A 20969-nucleotide genomic window follows, 5' to 3' on the forward strand; every position below is an offset into this window, starting at 1 on the left:
GCGAAAGCAAGGCATGACCCCGTCATGTTCTGCCCGGCTGCACGCGTTCAGGCGTTTTGGGGGGACTCTTGCGCCGTTCCCTTGGCTGTTTGCAGCGCGGCGCTTAGCACATCGCGCGATCCGATGTGATTGGCCAGAATCAACACCAGCCGGGCGGTCAGCGCGTCGCTCTCCGCCTTGGTCAGCCCGTCATGCACGGCCATCAGGTCGGCATAGAACCCGTCCGGGTCACTCAGGTTGCGGGTCAAGATCAGGTCAGGCATCGGCCATCTCCATCTGGGACAAAGCACGCGCCAGCGCGGCAGTCAGCGGCATGGTTTCGGGCGCGCGCCAGCGGGCGGCGATATGCTGGTCAGGGCGCAGCAAGTAGGCTGCGCGCGGCGCATCGCCAAGGTAGCGCTGCGCAAGGACCGGCGCTTGCGCAGGGTCAATGTGCAGCACCCGCAGCGGCACGGGCGTTTGCGGCAGGTCCGGCGGTGCGGCCCCATTCACCCATAGCAAGCAAAACGCGCCGCCGGTCTGGTCCAGCAACCAGCCATCCGGCAGCGGCGCGTCCGGCATGGGCGCGCCGGGGCGCGTGGCGTCGGGCAGGTCTTCGGTATCGGGGCTTGTCAGCCAGCTATCGTCATAGGCGCTGGGCATGGACAGCCGCCCCGAATTGACCAGCGGGCGCGCGAATTCATGCCGTCCGGCCAAGGCCAGCACGGCATCACGAAACAGGCGGCTGGTGTCGGATTTGGGCGTGATGAATTCGGTCGCGCGGGTGGAATGGAGGATATTCTCATCGGCTGCATAAACGCGTTCGAAATCGTAACTGTCGAGCAGCGATTCTGGCGCTTGGCCCTGCACCACGGCGGCCAGCTTCCATGCCAGATTGTCGGCGTCCTGAATGCCCGAATTCGCCCCGCGCGCGCCGAACGGACTGACCTGATGCGCCGAATCGCCGGCAAAGATCACCCGCCCATGGCGGAATTTTTCCATCCGGCGGCATTGGAAGGTGTAGATTGACACCCATTCAAGGCCGAATTCCACATCCGGCCCCAGCATGGCTTTCAGGCGCGGGATAACCCGTTCGGGGCGTTTCTCGGTTTCGCGGTCAATGTCCCACCCCAGTTGCAGGTCAATGCGCCAGACATTGTCGGGCTGGCGGTGCAGCAGCGCCGATTGCCCGCGGTTGAAGGGCGGGTCAAACCAGAACCAGCGTTCGGTCGGAAAATCGGCCTGCATGACCACATCGGCAATCAGGAAGTTATCCTCGAACACGCGGCCGACGAAATCCAGCCCCATCATCCGCCGCGTGGGCGAATTGGCCCCGTCGCAGGCGATCAGCCAATCTGCGTGCAGCTCATAGTCGCCCTCTGGCGTGGCCACGTTCAGACGCACATGGTCGTCATGGGTGCCAATGGTGTCGACCCGGTTGCGCCCGCGAATTTCCAGCGGTTTGCCTTGGGCCATCAGCGCTTGCGCGCGCTGAACCATGATATGTTCCACATGATACTGTTGCAGGTTCACAAAAGCGGGGTGTTTGTGGCCCTCTTCCTCTAGCAGGTTGAAGCCGTAAACCTCGCCCTCACCGTTGAACACGCGGCCTGTGTTCCATGTCACGCCCAGTTCGGTCGCGCGCCCGCAGCCCAGCCGGTCCAGAATTTCCAGCGTCCGCTTGGCAAAGCAGATCGCGCGCGACCCGAAGCTGACGCGGTCATTGTCATCCAGCACCACGACCGGCACATCGCGCTGCGCAAGGTCAATCGCCGCCGCCAAGCCCACCGGTCCCGCACCGACAATCACGACCGGGTGGCGCGCTGGCATGTCCTGATCGCGGTCCTGATCGGCATGGCGGGCATAGGGGTAAAGGGGCACATCAAAAATCTTGCTCATCTGTTCGTTCCTTCGCGCCAAAGCTTTTGGCCCGACCAAAACGCCGCGCCACCAAAGAACAGGCCCACGTCCGCGCGCACCTTGCCCCAAGCAAACCCTGTCATGCGGCGGGGTGCGATGATCCAGATCAAGGCACCAAGCCAAGGAAGCGACACGCCCAGCCGAAGCCCGGTTTCTATGCGGTCAGGGCCAAGGCTCATCCTTGCAGGTCTTGCCACATCTGCAAGTCACGTTCCGCTGTCCAGATGCGCGGGGTGGCTATGCCGCGCGCTTCGTCATAGGCGCGGGCCACGTTAAAGGGCAGGCAATGCTCGTAAATCGCGTAATCGGCAAATTTCGGGTCGCATGCGGCGCGCACGGCGTCCCACGCGTCTTTCAGGCTGCCGCCGCGCGCGGCCACACGGGCTGCCGGACGATAGGTGGATTGCACGAAATCGCGCGTGTTTTCGATGGCTTGGTTGACCATGTCACTGCCCATCAGCGCGTCACCCCGCCCCGGTGCAATGGCATCGACCTGGTAAGACTTGATCGCGTCCAGCGTATTGCCCCAATCGGCAAAATGCCCATCGCCGCAATAGCAGGCGGAATGATATTCGACGATATCGCCGGTGAACATGACGTTCTCATCGGGCACATGGATGACAATATCGCCCGCCGTATGCGCGCGGCCCAGTTGCATCAGGTCCACCCGGCGATTGCCAAGGAAAACCGACATGCGGCCCGTGAAACTGGTGGTGGGCCATGTCAGGCCGGGGATGCTGTCATGCCCTTGAAACAGGCGCGGGAAGCGCTGGAACTCGCTGTTCCAATCTTCCTGCCCGCGCTCTGCCACCATACCGCGCGCGGCATCCGACATCAGGATCTGCCCCGCGCCATAGGCCGAGGCGCCCAGCACCCGCACCGCGTGGTAATGCGTCAGCGCCAGATGGGTGATCGGTTTGTCGGTGACTTGGCGAATGCAGTCGATCACCTTTTGCGCCAGGCGCGGCGTGGCTTGTGCTTCCACCACCATGACGCTGTCATCCCCGATGATGACGCCCGAATTCGGGTCGCCCTCGGCGGTAAAGGCATAAAGATCGCGCCCCACTTCGGTAAAGCTGATCTGTTTTTCGGTCATGTCGCCTTGCGAGGCAAAGGCTTTGGCCATGGGGTTCGTCCTTCTAGTGTGGTGCCTGTGGCTGATAAGCGCCTGTGGCGCGGGTATTCTGGGGCAAGATGAAATCAGGGCGCATAAGGATTTGGATGTGCGGGCAGGACGGTGCCGGCGCAGGCACCAAAGCCGATGCGGTGGTCGGGGGCGATGGCCGCACCGTGGAAGGTGATCGTATCACCATCATGCAAAAAGGCGCGCGGGGTGCCGTTGACAGTGACAGGGGTTTGCCCGCCCCAGGATAGTTCCAGCATGGACCCCCGACTGTCGGGTGTGGGGCCAGAGATGGTGCCGGAGCCCAGCAGATCACCCACCCGCATGGGGCAGCCGCTTGTGGTGTGATGCGCCAGTTGCTGCGCGGGGGAATAGTAAAGCTCGCGCGTGTTGGTGCTGGCGATGGTCTGGGGCGTGCCGTGTTCGGGTGTCAGCGTGACCGACAGCGCGATATCGTGGAAATCGTGGCCCGCATCGGCCAGATGCGGCAGCAGCGGAGTTTCACGCGCTGGTGGGGGCGCGCGGAACGGGTCGAGCGCTGTGCGCATGACAATCCACGGGCTGATCGTGGTGGCGGTGGCCTTGGACTGAAACGGTCCAAGCGGCTGGTATTCCCACGCCTGAATATCACGCGCGGACCAGTCGTTCAGCAGCACATAGCCGAAGATCATGTCTTGCGCTTGCGCTACGGTGACAGGGCCGGTCGAGGACTGCCCGACGATCGCGCCCAGCTCCAGTTCGAAATCGAACCGGGCCGAGGGCGCGAAGCGCGGCGCGCTCTCATCCGGGCCTTTGACCTGCCCCCAAGGGCGGCGGATGGGCGTGCCCGACACAACGACCGAAGACGCCCGCCCGTTATACCCGATGGGAATGTGCAGCCAGTTTGCCGGCAGTGCGTTGTCCGCCCCGCGAAACATGGTGCCGACATTGGTGGCATGGTGGCGGCCTGCGTAGAAATCGGTGAACTCCGTTACAGTGAAGGGCATTTGCAGCGTTGCCCCCGCCATCGGGTGCAGATGGGGAGCAACCCGGTCGCGCTTTGATGCAGCCTGCCGCAACAGGTCGGTCATTTGGTCGCGGAACGCGGCCCATATGGCGGGACCAGCGGCCATCAAGGCGTTCCATGACGGGTGGGCCAGCAGGGGCGCGCCAAGGTCCAGCAGCCCGGCACCCTCTAAACCGGTCGCATCTGCGATCCGGTCGCCGATGGCCACGCCGCAGCGGGGGCCATTCCCGGCATCGAACACCCCCAGCGCAAGGTTGTTCAGCGGAAAATCGCAGTCCGGTGCATTGGCGCTTTCGACCCAGCTTGGCAGCAATCCCATCGCGCGCCCCCTAGAATTCGACCGTCAGCCCGTCATGGGCCAGTGTGAAGGGGCCATCCCAATGCCCGGAAATGGCGGCCTGCCAATCGGTCAAGCCGAAAGCCGGGTCATCGGCGGGGATGATGTGGTAAAAGACCAGATGCCCGACGCCCGCTTGCGTCGCGATCTGCGCGGCTTGGTCGGCGGTGGAATGGCTGCCTGTCAGGTGCGCGCGCAGCTTGTCGCCCATGCCTGTCTTGGCGATGATCGCTTCAATTCCTTGCGGCAACATGGCTTCGTGCAGCAGCACATCGGCGCCCTGCGCCAGATCGGCCAGCGGCGGGAAATAGGCGGTGTCGGCAGACAGGCACAGCGATTTGCCGTCTGCGTCAAGGCGCAGGGCGAAGCAATCGGTAACTGGCGGGTGCGGCACGCGCAGGGCACGGGCATGAACCGGGCCGAGGGTGAATGCGCCTTCGTCCAGTACATGCAGGCGGACCAGATCGTCCAGCGGCGGGCGGCCTTCATCGGTCACGCGCAAGTCGCAGTCAAACGCCATCGACGCCATGAACCCGTCCCAATAGGCGCGCAGCCCCGGCGGCCCCCAGATATGCAGCGGCGTTCTCAGCCCCGTGGTCCATGCCGTGTGCACAAGCGGGCCAAGTTCCAGAACATGGTCGGAATGCAGATGCGTGATGACAATCTGCGACAGGCCGCGCAAATCGACCCCTGCCTGCACCAGCCCGCGTGTCACGCCCAGCCCGCAATCAACTACGATCTGCGCGCCGCCCATCTGAACCAGCAAGGATGTGGGCATAGCCCCGTCCTTGCGCAGGGCGGGGCCACCCTTGGCCCCAAGGATGGTGACGCTTGCCATGGCTTACTTGCGCCCCGGCGTGCCGTCGAATTTCTTGTCCAGACTGTTCCAGCAGTCGATATAATCGTCCTGCAGCGGCGCTTCGGTGGCGGCGAACCGCGTCAGGTGTTGCGGGAAGCGGGTTTCGAACATGAAGGACATGGTGTTGTCCAGCTTGTCGGGGCCGAGGTTCGCGTTCGATGCTTTCTCGAACGCGTCGCGGTCGGGGCCATGCGGCAGCATCATGTTATGCAGGCTCATCCCGCCGGGCACGAACCCTTGGGGTTTCGCATCATACTGGCCATAAATATTGCCCATCAATTCCGACATGATGTTTTTATGATACCAAGGCGGGCGGAAGGTGTTTTCGGCCACCATCCAACGCTCGCGGAACAGCACGAAGTCGATATTCGCGGTGCCCGGCACGCCTGAAGGCGCGGTCAGCACGGTAAAGATGGATGGGTCCGGGTGGTCGAACAGAATGGCACCCACCGGGCAATAGGTGCGCAGGTCATACTTGTAGGGCGCGTAATTGCCATGCCATGCAACCACATCCAGTGGGCTTTGCGCGATCTGGGTTTCGTGGAATTGGCCGCACCATTTAATGGTCAGGGTGGACGGCGCTTCGCGATCCTCGAACGCCGCAACGGGCGCTTTGAAATCGCGCGGGTTGGCCATGCAATTGGCGCCGATGGGGCCGCGCCCCGGCATCTCGAATTTTTGGCCGTAATTCTCGCAGACGAAGCCACGGCAGGGGCCATCCAGCACCTCTACCCGATAGACCAAGCCGCGCGGGATGATGGCGATCTCCTTGGGTTCTATGTCGATGATCCCAAGCTCTGTGCAAAAACGCAAACGCCCTTCCTGCGGCACCACCAGCAATTCGCTGTCTGCCGAATAGAAATAGGCATCCACCATCGATTCGGTCACAAGGTAGACATGGCTTGCCATGCCCACCTGCGTGTTCACATCGCCCGCCGTGGTCATGGTGCGCATACCTGTCAGCCATGTCAGCCTTTGGTCGGCATGTGGCACCGGGTTCCAGCGGTATTGGCCCAGCGAAATGACATCCGGGTCCACGCAAGGCGCGGATTTCCAATAGGGCAGGTCGATCTTGGTGTAGCGCGCCGAATGCTTCACGCTTGGCCGAATGCGGTAAGTCCATGTGCGTTCGGGCGGGTTGGCCGTGAAGGCCGTGCCCGACAGTTGTTCACCATACAGGCCATAGTCGCATTTCTGCGGGCTGTTCATGCCTTGGGGCAGGGCGCCGGGCAGGGCCTCTGTCTCGAAATCGTTGCCCCAGCCGGGCATGTAGCCTTCGTGCGGGCCAGTGTGCGACGGCGCGCGGACCATTCCTTGCGGCAGATCGTGACGGGTCATGGCAGCCCTCCCTTGCTTGCCCCTGTTATTTGTTGCAAATGCAACTATGTCAAGGCTATCGTGCAACGGCAATACACCTTATAGGTCCGACCATGCGTGACACGCCCCGCCCCGAATTCGACCTTGATGCCTTCATGCCCTATCTGCTGAACCAAGCGGCAGAGCATGTCAGCCTTGGCTTTGCCGCCACCTACAAGGCGGAATATGGCCTGACGCGCACGCAATGGCGGGTCATGGCCAATCTGGGCCGCTTCGGCGCTATGAGCGCGGTCGAGATTTGCCGCATCAGCCATATCGAGAAAACCCGTGTCTCGCGCGCCGTGGCGCAACTGGAAGGGGCGGGCTACCTGACCCGCGCCCGCGCCGCCGATGACCGCCGCCGCGAGGATCTGGCCCTGACAGACGCGGGCCGCGCTGTGTTCGTGGCTTTGGGCGCGCGTGGTGTGGCCTATCAGGCCGCGATGGTCGAGCGTATCGGGCCAGAGCGCTTTGCCGCGCTGGAAGACGGCTTGCGCGCCCTGATCGCGGCTTATGGCGCGCCTGCGGGTGATTGACCGAGGCCCCGCGGCACAGGCATAAGCGCGCCCATGCGCCTGCCGATTGACGATATCCTGCCCGACCTGAAAACCGCCTTGGCCGCCCATGGCCGTGCGGTGCTGCAAGCGCCCCCCGGCGCGGGCAAAACAACCCGCGTGCCGCTTGCGCTGTTGGACCAGATTGCGGGCCGGATTGTCATGCTGGAACCGCGCCGCATTGCTGCGCGCGCGGCCGCCGAACAAATGGCGCGGTTGCTGGGTGAAGACGTGGGCGCAACGGTAGGCTACCGTATTCGCGGCGAGGCGGTGGTGTCCAAAGCGACGCGAATAGAGGTCGTGACCGAAGGCATTCTGACGCGGATGCTGCAATCGGACCCGGAATTGACCGGCGTGGGCGCGGTGATCTTTGACGAATTTCACGAACGGTCGTTGAACGCCGATCTGGGTTTGGCTCTGACCTACGAAGTGCGCAGCGCGCTGCGCCCCGATCTGGTGTTGCTGGTCATGTCTGCCACGCTGGATGCCGACCCGGTCGCGGCACTGCTGGATGATGCGCCCATTCTGACCGCCCAAGGCCGCGCTTTCCCGGTCGAAACCCGCTGGCTGGACCGGCCCCGCCGCAAGGAGGAGCGGTTTGAGAATGCCGCCGCTGCGTTGGTTCTGGATGCGGCCGCGCAGACCGAAGGCGCGATCCTGGTCTTTCTGCCGGGGGAAGGGGAAATCCGCCGTGTGGCGTCGCTGCTTGAGGGTCGCGTGCCCGGCGGTGCAATCCGCCCGCTTTATGGTGCGCTGCCCATGGCGGCCCAACGCGCGGCGATTGCGCCCGACGCGACCGCGCGCAAGATCGTGCTGGCAACTTCCATTGCCGAAACCTCGCTGACGATTGAAGATGTCCGCGTGGTGGTCGATTGCGGGCTGGCGCGGCGCGCGCGGTTCGACCCCGGCACGGGCATGTCGCGGCTTGTTACCGAGCGCGTGACACGGGCAGAGGCCACACAGCGCGCGGGCCGCGCCGGTCGCGTGGCAGAAGGTGTGTGTTTCCGCATGTGGGCGCGGGCTGAAGAAGGCGCACTCGCCGCCTTCGCCCCGCCAGAGATTGCGCGCGCCGACCTTGCCGGGCTGGCGCTGGAACTGGCCGCGTGGGGTGGGGACGATCTGCGCTTTCTGACCCCGCCTCCCGACGCCGCGCTGGCAGAGGCGCGCGCGCTTCTGGCCGATCTGGGCGCGCTGGACGGGGCGGGGCGCATTACCGCGCATGGCCGGGCGATGGTGGCTTTGCCGCTGCACCCGCGATTGGCGCATATGGTGCTGCATGCAGGGCAGGGGGCAGCCCCCATGGCCGCGCTTTTGTCCGAAGGCGATGTGCTGCGCGCGGCGCCGGTGGACCTGTCCTTGCGGTTGGACGCGCTGCGCGATGCCAAGGCACTTCAGGCGCGCCACCCCTATGACCTGCACCGCCCCACACTAGAGCGCGCGCGCGACACGCTGCGCCGGATCAAGCGGCAAGGTGTCGGTAGCGCGGGGCTTAGTCCGGCCGAAATAGCGGCGCTCGCCTACCCAGACCGCATCGGGCTGCGGCGCAAGGGCGACGCTCCGCGCTACGTCCTGTCGGGCGGCAAGGGCGCAGTCCTGCCCGAAGGCGACCCGCTGGCGCAGGCCCGCCTGCTGGTCGTGACCGATACCGATGGCGACCCGCGCGAGGCGCGCATTCGCCAAGCGATTACGATAGCGGAAAGCGATCTGCGCGGCCTCTATGGCGCGCGCTTTCGCTGGGACCGTAGCTGCCACTGGTCGAAACGCGAGCGAAAGATCGTTGCGCGCGAATGCGAATGTTTCGGTGCCTTGGTGCTGCATGAACGCCATTGGCGCGACCCGGATGATGCCATGCTGATTGCAGCCGCTTGCGATGGACTGCGCGATCTGGGGCTGCCAATGTCCGATGCCGCGCGCCGGTTTCTTGCACGGGTGGCGCTGCTGCGGGCGCAAGGGGCCGAGCTGCCCGACATGTCGGAGAACGCCTTGTTGGACGGGTTGGAAGACTGGCTTGGTCCGTATCTGTCCCACGCGCGCAGCGCCGAAGACCTGCGCGCGCTGGACCTGCTGCCAGCCCTGCGCGCCCGGCTGGACTGGGCGCAGTCGCAGATGTTGGATGAGCAAGCCCCGGCGCATTTCGTCAGCCCCTTGGGCAACCGCGTGCCGATTGACTATTCGGGTGATGCGCCCGAGGTGCAGTTGCGCTTGCAGGAACTGTTCGGGCAGGCCACGCACCCGACCATCGGGCCGGGGCGGGTGCCCTTGCGGTTGGTTCTGTTGTCGCCCGCTCGTCGCCCGGTGCAGGTGACAACCGACCTGCCCGGCTTCTGGGCCAACAGCTATGCCGATGTGCGCAAGGATATGCGCGGCCAATACCCCAAGCACCCTTGGCCCGAAAACCCGGTGCAGGCCGATCCCACTTTGCGCGCAAAGCCGCGCAAGGGCTGAATGCGCGCCCTTCGTTGTCTTGGCAAGATGAACTTAGGGGTTTGGAAGGCGAATATGTGCCGTAACCGGACCGTCCGGGGCAATGCGGGCGATGGCGCTTTGCAGCGGTTCATAGGCGACCGACATGCTATGTGCGTTCGCGTGCAGAATCGTATCGCGGTCCATTACCCAAGCCACATGCCCGCGCCAGAACAGCAAATCGCCGCGCTGGGCCGGTGTGTCGGGCGGCAGGGCATGCAGCGCAAAGGCGCGTTCTTGCAAATCGCTATCGGCCGGGCAGGGGCGGTTGCAGGCGTGCAGCGCCACCTGCACCAACCCGGAACAGTCGATCCCTGCATGGCTGTTGCCGCCCCATAGGTAAGGGGTGCCGCGCAAGCGTTCGGCCACCGCGACAGGGTCGGTTTCGGGCCGATCGCAAGGCACGGCGTGCTGGGCAGGCACGAAATGCCCGCAATCGGTTTGCAGGAACGCCGCCTGCGCGCCGGTAATGACCAGTCGCGCGTTCAGCGATAGCGCGGCCTGTTCCGGGCTTTTCAGATCGGGCGCGGTGTAAAGATGGCTGGCCCCCGCGCTGATGCGATGCGTGGGCGTTTGCGCCGGGCCAAGCGCATCGGCCCGGACCCAGCCGCAATAGCCATCCCAAAGGATATAGGCCATGTCCTGCGCTTGCTCTATGACGGTGACCTGCGCGCCGCGCAACACTTGGCGGTCGCGCGGGCCATGCGGGTGGCGTAGCAGGTTGGCCAGCGGGGCGACAATGCTGGCGGGCCTGCCGGGCGTGAAGGCGGGCGCGTCGATCTGGCCGCGCAGGCTGTCATGCGCAATGCGGCCCGAAAACGGGGTCAGGCGCGGATCGCTCACAGACCCAGCACATCGGGCAGCGCGGCAAATAGCGCGCGCGCCCCTTGGGCCGCGCCGCCCTTGGGCCGGCCGGGGGCCGGTTTGGGCTGGTAGCCGTAAATGTCGAAATGCGCAAAGCGTGTGCCGTCTGTGACAAAGCGCTCAAGAAACAGTGCCGCCGTGATCGACCCGGCCATGCCACCGCTGGGCGCATTGTCCAGATCGGCGATGCCCGGTTCGATCATGGTCTGATAGCCGGGGTAGAGCGGCATTTGCCAAAGCGGGTCGCGCATCCGGGCGCTGGCGGCCATGAGCCTTTGGGCAAAGCCGTCGTCATGCGTGTAAAACGGCGCGATGTCGGGACCAAGGGCAACACGCGCGGCCCCGGTCAGCGTGGCCATGCAGATCAGGGCATCGGGCTGTTCTTCGCAGGCAAGCGCCAGCGCGTCGGCCAGCACAAGGCGGCCTTCGGCGTCGGTGTTGTTCACCTCTATCGTCAGCCCCTTGCGCGAGGTCAGCACGTCACCCGGCCGCATGGCGCTGCCGGACACCGCGTTTTCCACCGCCGGGATCAGCACGCGCAACTGCACGGGCCAGCCTGTTGCCATGATCATCTGTGCCAGACCCAGCACCGTGGCTGCCCCGCCCATGTCCTTTTTCATCAGGCCCATAGATGCACCGGGTTTCAGGTTCAGCCCGCCCGTGTCAAAGCAGACGCCTTTGCCGACAAGTGTCAGCTTCGGCCCGGTTTGGCCCCAGCGCATGTCCAGCAGGCGCGGCGCGCGGTCCGACGCGCGCCCGACCGCATGAATCAGCGGCAGGTTCTGATACAGAAGATCATCGCCATAGGTGACGGACATGTCGGCCCCGAAACGGGTGGCCAGCGCCATGGCCGCGCTTTCCAGCTCTTCCGGGCCAAGGGCCGCAGCGGGGGTGTTGATAAGATCGCGCGTGAAGACCTCGGCGGCGGCAAGGATCTGAAGCTGCGCGGTGTCCGCCCCGTCAGGCACCACGAGTTCGGCTATGTCGGGGCGCGGGCTGGGCGCTCCGGCGCGGAAACTATAGCCTGCCAGTAGCCAGCCCAGACATTCTTCGGCCAGCGCATCGGGGGCTAGCGCATGGTGCAGCTTGTAGCGTGCGGCGGGGAGGGCGCGGCGGCAGCCCCCCAGCAAAAAGCGGTCCCGCTGGCGGTCGCGGGCCGTGCCATGGCCGATCACGGCACTGACCAAGCCCCCATCCGGGTCGGGAACCAACGCGATATCGCCCAGTTTTGCAGCAAACCCGGTTGCACCGATCCAGGTGCGCACCCGGCGCGATTGGGTTTCCAGCCAGCTTTCGAAATTTTCCACGGCAACAAGGTGCAATTCCTTGGTGCCATGACCATCAGGGGCAAAGCTGTAGGGCGAAGCGGCGGTCATCCAGATATGTCCTTCCATGCGTTTGAAGGGACACTAGACCAGCCAGCTCTGAATTTGCAGCGCTTTTTCGTTGTCTTGGGCCGTGGCTACATGCGCAGTTGCGGCAAGTCCCATAGCATGACAAGCGACCGGTCGCCGATGCGCTTTACGCGCTCCCACAGCGCCGGAAGGGCCATGCGGTTGTCCGCCGCCAAGGCCTGCACCACCGCGCCCAAAGACTGCGCCAGCGTGATTAGCCCGGTATCCTTTGCCAATGCCGCCAAAGTGCGCAGCCTGTCGGCGTCCAAGGCGCTTGCCTTTTCCAGCGCCGTGGCGTCAAGCGAGGTGATCCCATCGGTAAGTTCGACAACGCGCCGCATGAGAATATCTTCCGCAATGACAGCGCCATGTGTGCGAAACAGAGCGCTGATAGCCGCGCTATCCACGCTGATACTGTCCGAGGGTTTGAGGCGGGTAATCGCTAACATGGGCATGTCCAGCATTATAGAAGAACGGCTGCAATATCGCAGCATTTGTTTAAGAAGCGGTTTAAGCTGGCCCGGTCTTCTTTTAAAATTAAAATCGAGTTCCTACGTTATGCCATCATTGCAGCGAAAATAAGGCAATTCGCACTGGATATTGCATCAGCTTGACATGTGCCTGCGCGTCTGGGTCGTCTTGACAAAGCTTTGCAACAGGCAGACAGCCGCCGCGAAACCTAGGATAGCGCCATGCCTACGAATACAGCCCCCGGTTTGGGTGAAGAATTGCGCCCGATGAGCCTGACCGCGCTGGGCCGCGGATACGGGCTGCACGACCTGCGCGCCGATGCGCTGGCCGGGCTGACCGTGGCAATTGTCGCGCTGCCATTGTCCATGGCCATCGCCATAGCCTCTGGCGTCGGGCCGGAACGTGGGCTGTATACGGCCATTGTCGGCGGCTTTCTGGTGTCGCTGATGGGCGGGTCGCGCTACCAGATCGGTGGGCCTGCCGGCGCGTTCATCGTGCTGGTGGCCGGCGCGGTCCTACAGATCGGGGTCGAGGGGTTGATCCTTGCCACCTTCCTGTCGGGCCTGATGCTGATGCTGGTCGGTTTGCTGCGGCTGGGCGATTACATCAAGTTCATTCCGTTTCCGGTAACGGTCGGGTTTACATCGGGCATCGCGATCATCATCGCGGCCAGCCAGATCGCGGATTTCTTCGGGCTGCGGCTGGAACAGGCCGCGCCACCCGAATTTCTGCACAAGCTGGCGGCGCTTTGGCAAGCGCGTGGCACGGTGGATGTAACAACAACCTTGGTCGCGCTGACCACGGTTGCGGTTATCCTAGGCCTGCGCCGTTATCGGCCCGGTTGGCCGGGCATGTTGATCGCCATCGCGCTGGGCGGGCTGGCGGCTTGGGCGGGTGTACCGGTGGAAACCATCGGCGACCGCTTCGGCGATCTGCCGCGCGCCCTGCCCGCGCCCGCCTTGCCGGGTTTTGCGATGGAGGATGTGCTGGCCGCGTTGCCCTTTGCCGTGGCCTTCACGCTGCTGGGGGCGATCGAATCGCTTCTGTCGGCGGTGGTGGCCGACGGGATGAGCGGGCAGCGCCACCGCTCCAACGCCGAATTGCTGGGGCAAGGCGTGGCCAATATGGGATCGGCGCTGTTCGGCGGCTTTTGCGTGACCGGCACGATTGCCCGCACCGCGACCAATGTGCGCGCGGGTAGCCGGGGGCCGATGTCGGGCATGTTGCACGCGGTTTTCGTGGCGATGGTGCTGCTAGTCGCCGCACCTTTGGCCGTGCATATCCCGCTGGCCGGATTGGCAGGTGTGCTGATCGTGGTGGCGTGGAACATGTTCGAGAAGGAAGAATTCCTTAGCCTGATCCGCGTCAGCCGGGCCGATGCGGCGGTGTTGCTGATTACCTTTCTGCTGGTGGTGTTCCGTGATCTGACCGAAGGTATTATCGCGGGCACGGCGCTGGGTGGCGCGGTGTTCATTCGCCGCATGTCGGAAGCCGCCAAGCTGGAACCCGTCACGCCGCCGGACCTTGCCCCGCGCGAGCAGGCCGATAACGTGGTCGTCTATAGTCTGCGGGGCGCGTATTTCTTTGGCGCGGCCGCCACCATGGGCCGGGTGCTGGACCGTATTTCGGAGAAGCCGCGCGCTTTGGTGCTGGACCTGTCGCGCGTGCCCTTTGTCGATACATCGGGCGCGCAATCCATCGCCGGGCTGGCGCGCAAGCTGGAACGGCAGGGCGGGTGCCTTGCCCTTGTCGGGGCCACGCCAGAGGTGGCCACGGTGCTGCGCAGCCAGTTCGGCCACCATGCCAGCCCGAAATTCTTTGATCGGCTGGAAGATGCGATGGCCGAAAACTGTGCCGACCGTCAGACCTGATCGGGCATGATAGAGGAATGATGTTCGATGATCTTCCAGACCTCGTCGAACAGCAGGTAAACGAAGGTAAACCGGCAGACCAGATCAAACGGCGTGCCGTCGTCGCGGTGCATCGTGAATGTGTAGATGCCGGAATTGATGCCGACCGTCTCAAACACGCGCGAATGCACCTCCATGAAGCGCGCACTTGGGTTGCGCTGCATGATATCGCGGAAATAGCGGCGGATCTGGCCGGGTTCCAGCCGGATCTGGTAGGATGCGGTCGGCAGCAGCACTGCATCGGGCGCGTAAAGGTCAGCGATCCTTGCAGGGTCGCCCGAGGCGAGCGCCGCGCCCCAGTCATCAAGCAAGGCAGCAATCTTTTCTGTCGGCATGTCGATCTGTTCGGCTGGATGTTGTCACACGGCAATCCGCGTATAGCTTGTGTAGCATAGTTTTATTGCGCGGCCAGCCCCATGCCCGATTTGCCTGACATCTCTGACCCGGTCTGCCCCCTATGTGGTCGGCCTATCCCGCCGGGCGTGCCGCAAAGCCTGCACCACCTTGTTCCCAAGCTGCGCGGGGGCAAGGGCGGACCGGTGATCTTGCTGCACCATATCTGCCACAAGGAAATTCACGCCACCTTGTCAGAGACCGAATTGGCCCGCGATTTCAATACGCCAGAGGCCTTGCGCAACCATCCGCGCTTGGCCAAATTCGTGGCTTGGGTTGCCAAGCGCCCGCCAGAGTTCATCTCGCGCGTGCCGGGCGCAAGGCGGCGTCCCGGTAAGAGAATATAAACTTGGCTGGGTTAAATTGTCCCTACGCATTGACGAGTGGGGGCTTGCATGGACGGGACAACAACAGCCGGGCGCGGGCGGCGGCGGGAAAGCCTTGCGGCGCGGCAGGCCCGCGTTGGGATTATCGCCAACCCGCAGATGCCAAAACTTCCACGTCCCATCCCGCGCGAAGTGTGGACCAGATGGCCCGATCTGCGCGCGGCGAAACGCAGGTCGCAAGGCGCAGATGCGGGCGGGCAGGATGGAAGCGATCTTTTGTCGCTGGACGCGTTCGTCCAAAGCGTGCGCCGAAGCGGTCCCGCGCCCAACCGTGCGCCTGCCAACGCGACCACGGCAGAAGACGACGCGCCGCGCAAGCGATCATCGATGTGGCGCGTGCCGCGCCGTCAAAAAACGGCTGCGACACGTCTGGAACCAAAGGGCGCGGACCGCACGCCTGAACTGCAAGACGGTGGCTCTACCGGGGCGTCATGGTTGCTCGTTTTGCTGATGCGGCTTGGAATTGGCGCAACGGCCCTCTTCGCGCTGTTCTACAGTTGGCGTGTTCTCTGGGCCATACCTTAGGCGGTTGCGACCCCGCGCTGGGCGAGTGTGCGTAAACGAACAGCCTTGGCGCGCGTGTCGCGGCTTGCATCTGGCGCGCAACAGACGATCTTCTTGGCAAGGAAGCTGTTTCAAGGGGAACGCCATGTCTATCCGTCCGACCATTGATATCCGCCAAGCTGTGCCGACGCTTGAAGGGGCAGGGGTTCACCTGCATCGCGCCTTCGGCTTTCAGGACCCGACAGAGCTGGACCCGTTCCTGCTGTTCGATGATTTTCGCAATGACATACCTGAACACTACCTGCGCGGCTTCCCATGGCATCCGCACCGGGGGATCGAAACCATCACCTATGTCCTTGCAGGCGAGGTGGACCATGGCGACAGCTTGGGCAATACCGGCACGTTGGGCGCGGGCGACGTGCAATGGATGACCGCTGGTTCCGGCATTCTTCATCAGGAAATGCCGCGCGGGAACGCGCGCGGGCAGATGCACGGTTTCCAGCTATGGGCGAACCTGCCCGGCGCGCTGAAGATGACGGCGCCGCGCTATCAGGATGTGAAATCTGGCGATATCCCCGAAGTGATTGACGATGACGGCACCAAGGTGCGGGTCATCGTGGGTGATTTCTGGGGCAAGCGCGGCCCGGTCGATGGCATTGCCGCCGACCCGCAATATCTGGATATTTCCGTGCCGCCGGGCGTGCGCAAGACCTTCAAGGTTGACACCTATCGCCGCGCCTTCGCCTATGTCTTTGCCGGGTCGGGTGCCTTTGCCGATGCCTCTGCGCCGTCGGGCGTGCTGCTGGAAAAAGAGGTGATGGGCCAAGAGGTCAATATCCGCGACATGTCCGGTGACCGCACGCTGATCCGCTTCGGCACCGGCGATGAGGTGACGGTGCAGGCGGGCGAAAAAGGCGTGCGCTTTTTGCTGATTTCCGGCGCGCCATTGCAGGAACCGGTCGCTTGGCACGGCCCGATCGTGATGAACACGCAAGAAGAAATCCGCCAAGCCATGCGCGATTTGCGCAACGGCACCTTCATCCGGCCTGCGCATTGACGGCACAGGGCGGGGGCACGGCCCCCGCTCCACCGGCATGTTGGGGCAAAGGGGTGTTCGCGGCCACACCCCATGCCTATATCCGGCGCAAGGCAACCAGAGGTGAAGATGAAAGACAGGGCAATCATCCGTGTTTCGGGCGACGACCCGGCAGGATTCTTGCAAGGGTTGGTCAGCAATGACACCCGCAAGCTGGCGCGCGACGGGATCGTCTATGCTGCGTTTCTGACACCGCAAGGCAAGTATCTGGCAGATTTCTTCCTAGTGGCCGACGGGGCCGATGTCTTGGTTGATGTCGCATCCCCCATGGCCGAAGACCTTTTCAAGCGCCTGAACATGTACAAATTGCGCGCCCCTGTCACCTTGGTGCGTGAAGATATGCCGGTCAGCCGTGGCACTGGCCCCGCGCCCGAAGGCGCGCGCCCCGATCCGCGCCACGCGGCGCTGGGTTGGCGTTTATACGGGCAAGCGTTGCCGGAGGATGGCACGGATTGGGCCGCGCTGCGCGTGGCGCATTGCGTGCCCGAAAGCGGGATAGAGTTGATCCCGAATGACAGTTTTATCTTGGAATGCGGGTTCGAACGGTTGAACGGGGTGGATTACCGCAAAGGCTGCTATGTCGGGCAGGAAGTGACCGCGCGGATGCACCACAAGACCGAATTGCGCAAAGGCCTGACCACGGTGCAGATTGACGGACACGCGCCGGTCGGCACAGAGATTGTGGCCGATGGCAAATCCGTGGGCAAATTATTCACCCAAAGCGGCGGGCAGGCGATTGCCTATCTGCGCTTTGGTCGGGCGTCTGGGGCTTTGCAGGCGGGTGATGCCACGATCATTGCCCCAGAGATGAGTGAGAGTGATTGAAACACGCCCCAAGGGCATGATAGCGATAGCAGCGGCAAAGTAACGAAAGGGGCCGCCATGCGACTTGGCCTGACATCGCGTTTCGCCGGTCCGGGGCTTGCGCTTCTGGCCTTCGTGCTGTTTTCCACGCATGATGTGATCGTCAAACTGCTGGGTGGCAGTTACAGCCCGGTACAGATCGTATTTTTCAGCGTGCTGCTGGGTCTGCCCATCGCCATGCTGCTGCTGATGCGCGACCGCACCGATGGCAACCTGTTGCCGCGCTATCCCGGCTGGACGGCGTTGCGCACGGGCGCGGCGGTTCTGACCGGGGTCAGCGTGTTCTACGCGTTTTCCGTGCTGCCCATGGCGCAGACATATGCGATCTTGTTCGCAACACCGCTGCTGATAACCGTGCTTTCGGTGCCCATGCTGGGCGAGCGCGTGGGCTGGCGGCGCAGCGCGGCGGTTCTGGTCGGCCTGTGCGGGGTGCTGGTGGTGTTGCGTCCGGGGACGGCGGGGGCCGAACTGGGGCTGGGTCATCTTGCGGCCCTTCTGGGCGCGCTGGGGGGCGCGATTGCCTCGATCATCGTGCGCAAGATCGGCGCGGAAGAGCGCAACGTCGTTTTGCTGTTATACCCAATGATGGCCAATCTGGCCGTGATGGGTCTGGCGCTTCCCTTTGTTTACCGCCCGATGCCGTTGGCCGATCTTGGCGCGCTTGCGGCCATGGCGGCGCTGGCGCTGGCGGCCAGCTTGGCGGTGATCGCCGCATATAAGCGCGCCCCGGCCTTTCAGGTCGCACCGATGCAATATTCGCAGATGATCTGGGCCATCCTGTTTGGCGCGCTGATCTTTGGCGAGGGGGTGGACCTGTTCACCATCCTTGGTGCCGCGATCATCATCGCCAGCGGCGTGTTCATTGTGGTGCGCGAGGAAACCGCCAATGTGTCCGAGAACCGCCCCGTGCTGGAAACCCGCACCCGCACCGATACCGGCACCTTCCCAAGGGTCAGCGGTTTGCAGACCCTGTCGTCAGAGGCCGCAGACTAACCCGCGCGGCACAAGTGCAACGTGAACTGCCCTCTGCGCTGGTTTGGCGTCGATGGGTTCTGGCCCTATTCTATTTGCAGCGCTAAGAGATGGCCTGCAAGACCAGAAGGATGCCCCATGCCTCATCAGATCCGCCCGCAACCCGGCATCATGGATATCGCCCTGTATCAGGGTGGCACCGCCAAGATCTCCGGGCGCGACGATGCGTTGAAACTGTCATCGAATGAAAACCCGTTCGGGGCCGGCGAATTGGCGCGCGAAGCCTATCGCCGCGCGGGGCATGACCTGCATCGCTACCCCTCGACCGACCATGCCAGCCTGCGTGAAGCACTTGCCGTGCAATACGGGCTAGACGCGGGGCGCATCGTGTGCGGCGTCGGCTCGGACGAGATCATCACCTTCCTGTGCCAGGGCTTTGCCGGGCCGGGGGACGAGGTGCTGTATTCGCAGCACGGCTTCCTGATGTATCCCATCAGCGCCATGGCGGCGGGGGCGACGCCCGTCAAAGCACCCGAACAGGACCGCACCACCGATGTTGATGCGCTGCTGGCCGCCGTGACAGAGCGCACCAAGATAGTCTTCGTTGCCAACCCCAACAACCCGACCGGCACAATGGTGCCGCTATCGGAACTGGAACGGCTGGCCGATGGACTACCGCCGCGGGTTCTGCTGGTGCTGGATGGCGCATATGCCGAATATGTGGATGGCTATGACGGTGGCGCCGCCATGGTCGATGCGCGTGACAACGTGGTCATGACGCGCACCTTTTCCAAGCTGCACGGTCTGGGTGGCTTGCGCATTGGCTGGGGCTATGGCCCGGCGCATGTGATGGATGTGCTCAACCGGTTGCGCGGCCCGTTCAACCTGTCGAACATGCAGCTTGAAGTGGCCGAGGCCGCGCTGGGTGATGCCGCACATATCACGCGCTCGCTGTCGGAAAACGCGCGCCTGCGCGATTGGCTGGCCGACCGGCTGAATGCGGCGGGTGTGGCCACGGACCGCTCTTTCGCCAATTTCGTGCTGGCGCGCTTTGCCAGCGCCGAACAAGCTGCAGCATGCAATGCCGCCTTGTTGGCCGATGGGCTGATCGTGCGGCAAGTTTCCAGCTACGGCCTGCCCGAAGCCCTGCGCATTACCGTGGGCGACGAATCCGCCTGCCGCCGGGTGGCGCATGTCATCGACCGTTTCATGGGGGGGCAGGGATGACGCCGCTCTATCAGCGTGTCGCCTTTGTCGGGCTGGGGCTGATTGCAGGGTCCATGGCGCTGGCCATGCGCCGTGGCGGGTTGGCGGCCGAAACCAGCGGCACCGCGCGGTCTGCCGAAAGCCGCGCAATAGCCGCCGAAATCGGACTGGTTGACCGCGTGACCGAAACCGCCGCCGAAGCTGTGCAGGGCGCGGATTTGGTTGTTCTATGTGTGCCTGTGGGCGCAATGGGTGCCGTGGCGCAGGAAATCGCACCCTATCTGGCCCAAGGCGCGACTGTGACCGATGTTGGGTCTGTCAAACAGGCGGTGGTCGATGTGGTCGGACCGCATATGCCCGACCATGTTCATTTCATCCCCGGCCACCCGCTGGCGGGGACAGAGCATTCCGGCCCGCGCGCGGGTTTTGCCGAACTGTTCGACAATCGCTGGACCATCCTGACCCCACTGGATGGCGCGGACCCTCAAGCGCTGGACCGGCTGACGCAGTTGTGGCAGGGCATGGGCGCGCAGGTCGATCTTATGGACCCGCCCCATCACGACCTTGTTCTGGCCGTGACCAGCCACACCCCGCACCTGATTGCCTATACCATGGTGGGGGTGGCCGACGATTTGCGCCGCGTCACCGATAGCGAGGTCATCAAGTATTCCGCCGCGGGCTTTCGCGATTTCACCCGTATTGCCGCCAGCGACCCGACCATGTGGCGCGACGTGTTCCTGACCAACAAGGATGCGACCTTGGAAATTCTTGGGCGCTTCACAGAAGAGCTGTTCGCCCTGCAACGCGCCATAAGGCGCGGCGATGGTGAGCATCTGCATGCCTATTTCACCCGAACGCGCGCCATCCGTCGCGGTATCATCGACGCGGGTCAGGATACAGACGCCCCCGATTTCGGTCGCACAAAACGATAGGGTTACACCATGCGCAAACCGCTTGCTGGCCTGCTGGTCGCCGTCATTTTGTCGGGTTGTTCAGGGGGCGGCGTGCGCGCGCCGGATGAAGGCAGCAGCGTCGGGCGGTTGATCGGGCGGGTCATTCCCTTCACAGGTGGCATCGCGTCGCGCGGCAGCGGGGCGGCTGGCAACCTGTGCGGCGTCGCGGGCCTGCAAGGTCAAACCATCGCGCCAATTTCATCCTCGACCAACGGCTGTGGCGTGGCAGCCCCCCGTGCAGGTCACGCATGTCGACGGAATCAGCCTCTCACAACCGGCAACGCTGGATTGCGCAACCGCGACGGCACTGCATCGCTGGGTCACACAGGCCATGCGCCCCGCGCTGAGGCGTGACGGCA

At 63.9% G+C, this 20969-nt stretch carries 22 protein-coding genes (1 of these 22 cut by a window edge); 11 read left to right on the forward strand and 11 right to left on the reverse strand.

Features of this window, described 5'->3' with window-relative positions; translation table 11 throughout:
- Positions 1-47: 47 nt before the first annotated feature.
- The 7 genes from AWT76_RS16285 to hmgA form a co-directional block, all read right to left on the reverse strand.
- Positions 48-263 (reverse strand): DUF2783 domain-containing protein, encoded by a 216-nt coding sequence (locus tag AWT76_RS16285; RefSeq protein ID WP_072247365.1) that lies wholly within the window; start codon positions 261-263, stop codon positions 48-50.
- Positions 256-1878 (reverse strand): FAD-dependent oxidoreductase, encoded by a 1623-nt coding sequence (locus AWT76_RS16290; protein ID WP_072247367.1) that lies wholly within the window; start codon positions 1876-1878, stop codon positions 256-258. Before AWT76_RS16290 ends, AWT76_RS16285 begins: the two co-directional genes overlap by 8 nt.
- The gene (locus AWT76_RS16295; protein WP_072247369.1) at positions 1875-2078 is read right to left on the reverse strand and encodes a hypothetical protein; all 204 of its coding nucleotides are present in this window, start codon (positions 2076-2078) and stop codon (positions 1875-1877) included. Before AWT76_RS16295 ends, AWT76_RS16290 begins: the two co-directional genes overlap by 4 nt.
- Positions 2075-3025: an MBL fold metallo-hydrolase gene (locus AWT76_RS16300; protein ID WP_072247371.1), complete on the reverse strand. Its 951-nt coding sequence runs from the start codon at positions 3023-3025 to the stop codon at positions 2075-2077. The genes AWT76_RS16295 and AWT76_RS16300 overlap by 4 nt, the downstream gene beginning before the upstream one ends.
- A 74-nt stretch (positions 3026-3099) precedes the next feature.
- The gene (fahA, locus tag AWT76_RS16305; RefSeq protein WP_072247372.1) at positions 3100-4347 is read right to left on the reverse strand and encodes a fumarylacetoacetase; all 1248 of its coding nucleotides are present in this window, start codon (positions 4345-4347) and stop codon (positions 3100-3102) included.
- A 10-nt stretch (positions 4348-4357) separates the two neighbouring features.
- Complete coding sequence (locus AWT76_RS16310) at positions 4358-5203, reverse strand: MBL fold metallo-hydrolase (RefSeq protein ID WP_072247374.1); 846 nt, start codon at positions 5201-5203, stop codon at positions 4358-4360.
- 3 nt (positions 5204-5206) lie between these two features.
- Positions 5207-6562 carry a homogentisate 1,2-dioxygenase gene (gene hmgA, locus AWT76_RS16315; RefSeq protein WP_072247377.1) on the reverse strand — a complete coding sequence of 452 codons (1356 nt, stop codon included), beginning with the start codon at positions 6560-6562 and terminating at the stop codon, positions 5207-5209.
- Positions 6563-6654: 92 nt separating this feature from the next.
- On the opposite strand from hmgA, the gene AWT76_RS16320 reads away from it, so the two are divergent.
- Together AWT76_RS16320 and hrpB are read left to right on the forward strand one after the other, a co-directional pair.
- Positions 6655-7116: a MarR family winged helix-turn-helix transcriptional regulator gene (locus AWT76_RS16320; RefSeq protein ID WP_072247379.1), complete on the forward strand. Its 462-nt coding sequence runs from the start codon at positions 6655-6657 to the stop codon at positions 7114-7116.
- A 33-nt stretch (positions 7117-7149) separates the two neighbouring features.
- Entirely contained in the window at positions 7150-9579 is a 2430-nt protein-coding gene (gene hrpB / locus AWT76_RS16325) for an ATP-dependent helicase HrpB (protein ID WP_072247380.1), read from the forward strand.
- A 33-nt stretch (positions 9580-9612) separates the two neighbouring features.
- On the opposite strand, the gene AWT76_RS16330 is transcribed toward hrpB, so the two are convergent.
- The 3 genes from AWT76_RS16330 to AWT76_RS16340 form a co-directional block, all read right to left on the reverse strand.
- A complete protein-coding gene (locus AWT76_RS16330) occupies positions 9613-10440 on the reverse strand; it encodes a C40 family peptidase (protein WP_072247382.1) in 828 nt (275 codons plus the stop codon).
- On the reverse strand, positions 10437-11837 hold the full coding sequence (locus tag AWT76_RS16335) for a leucyl aminopeptidase family protein (protein ID WP_072247384.1): 1401 nt from the start codon (positions 11835-11837) through the stop codon (positions 10437-10439). Before AWT76_RS16335 ends, AWT76_RS16330 begins: the two co-directional genes overlap by 4 nt.
- Before the next feature lie 86 nt (positions 11838-11923).
- Positions 11924-12304, reverse strand: coding sequence for a hypothetical protein (locus tag AWT76_RS16340; RefSeq protein WP_176699419.1), 381 nt, complete (start codon positions 12302-12304; stop codon positions 11924-11926).
- A 243-nt stretch (positions 12305-12547) separates the two neighbouring features.
- On the opposite strand from AWT76_RS16340, the gene AWT76_RS16345 reads away from it, so the two are divergent.
- On the forward strand, positions 12548-14197 hold the full coding sequence (locus AWT76_RS16345; protein WP_072247388.1) for a SulP family inorganic anion transporter: 1650 nt from the start codon (positions 12548-12550) through the stop codon (positions 14195-14197).
- Here the strand turns inward: AWT76_RS16345 and AWT76_RS16350 are convergent.
- Positions 14188-14571, reverse strand: coding sequence for an SgcJ/EcaC family oxidoreductase (locus AWT76_RS16350; RefSeq protein WP_072247389.1), 384 nt, complete (start codon positions 14569-14571; stop codon positions 14188-14190). The genes AWT76_RS16345 and AWT76_RS16350 overlap by 10 nt on opposite strands.
- 81 nt (positions 14572-14652) lie before the next feature.
- Between AWT76_RS16350 and AWT76_RS16355 the strand changes: the two genes are divergently transcribed.
- The 8 genes from AWT76_RS16355 to AWT76_RS16390 form a co-directional block, all read left to right on the forward strand.
- Positions 14653-14976, forward strand: coding sequence for an HNH endonuclease family protein (locus tag AWT76_RS16355; protein ID WP_176699420.1), 324 nt, complete (start codon positions 14653-14655; stop codon positions 14974-14976).
- Positions 14977-15024: 48 nt separating this feature from the next.
- Positions 15025-15540: a hypothetical protein gene (locus AWT76_RS16360; RefSeq protein WP_072247391.1), complete on the forward strand. Its 516-nt coding sequence runs from the start codon at positions 15025-15027 to the stop codon at positions 15538-15540.
- A gap of 124 nt (positions 15541-15664) precedes the next feature.
- Complete coding sequence (locus AWT76_RS16365) at positions 15665-16576, forward strand: pirin family protein (RefSeq protein WP_072247392.1); 912 nt, start codon at positions 15665-15667, stop codon at positions 16574-16576.
- Positions 16577-16684: 108 nt separating this feature from the next.
- Positions 16685-17440, forward strand: a complete 756-nt coding sequence (ygfZ, locus tag AWT76_RS16370; protein ID WP_072247394.1) for a CAF17-like 4Fe-4S cluster assembly/insertion protein YgfZ — start codon at positions 16685-16687, stop codon at positions 17438-17440.
- A gap of 57 nt (positions 17441-17497) precedes the next feature.
- A complete protein-coding gene (locus AWT76_RS16375) occupies positions 17498-18472 on the forward strand; it encodes a DMT family transporter (protein WP_072247396.1) in 975 nt (324 codons plus the stop codon).
- A gap of 117 nt (positions 18473-18589) precedes the next feature.
- On the forward strand, positions 18590-19678 hold the full coding sequence (gene hisC, locus AWT76_RS16380; protein ID WP_072247398.1) for a histidinol-phosphate transaminase: 1089 nt from the start codon (positions 18590-18592) through the stop codon (positions 19676-19678).
- Positions 19675-20589 (forward strand): prephenate/arogenate dehydrogenase family protein, encoded by a 915-nt coding sequence (locus AWT76_RS16385; protein WP_072247399.1) that lies wholly within the window; start codon positions 19675-19677, stop codon positions 20587-20589. The genes hisC and AWT76_RS16385 overlap by 4 nt, the downstream gene beginning before the upstream one ends.
- Positions 20590-20827: 238 nt before the next feature.
- A protein-coding gene (locus AWT76_RS16390; protein WP_072247401.1) for an extensin-like domain-containing protein crosses the window boundary here: on the forward strand, positions 20828-20969 show its 5' end (the start). The gene runs 311 nt beyond the window's last position; 142 of the gene's 453 nt are visible here — the first part of the coding sequence; its start codon is at positions 20828-20830; its stop codon lies off the right edge, out of view.

The organism is Roseibaca calidilacus, assembly GCF_001517585.1.
In the GTDB taxonomy this organism is placed as follows: domain Bacteria; phylum Pseudomonadota; class Alphaproteobacteria; order Rhodobacterales; family Rhodobacteraceae; genus Roseinatronobacter; species Roseinatronobacter calidilacus.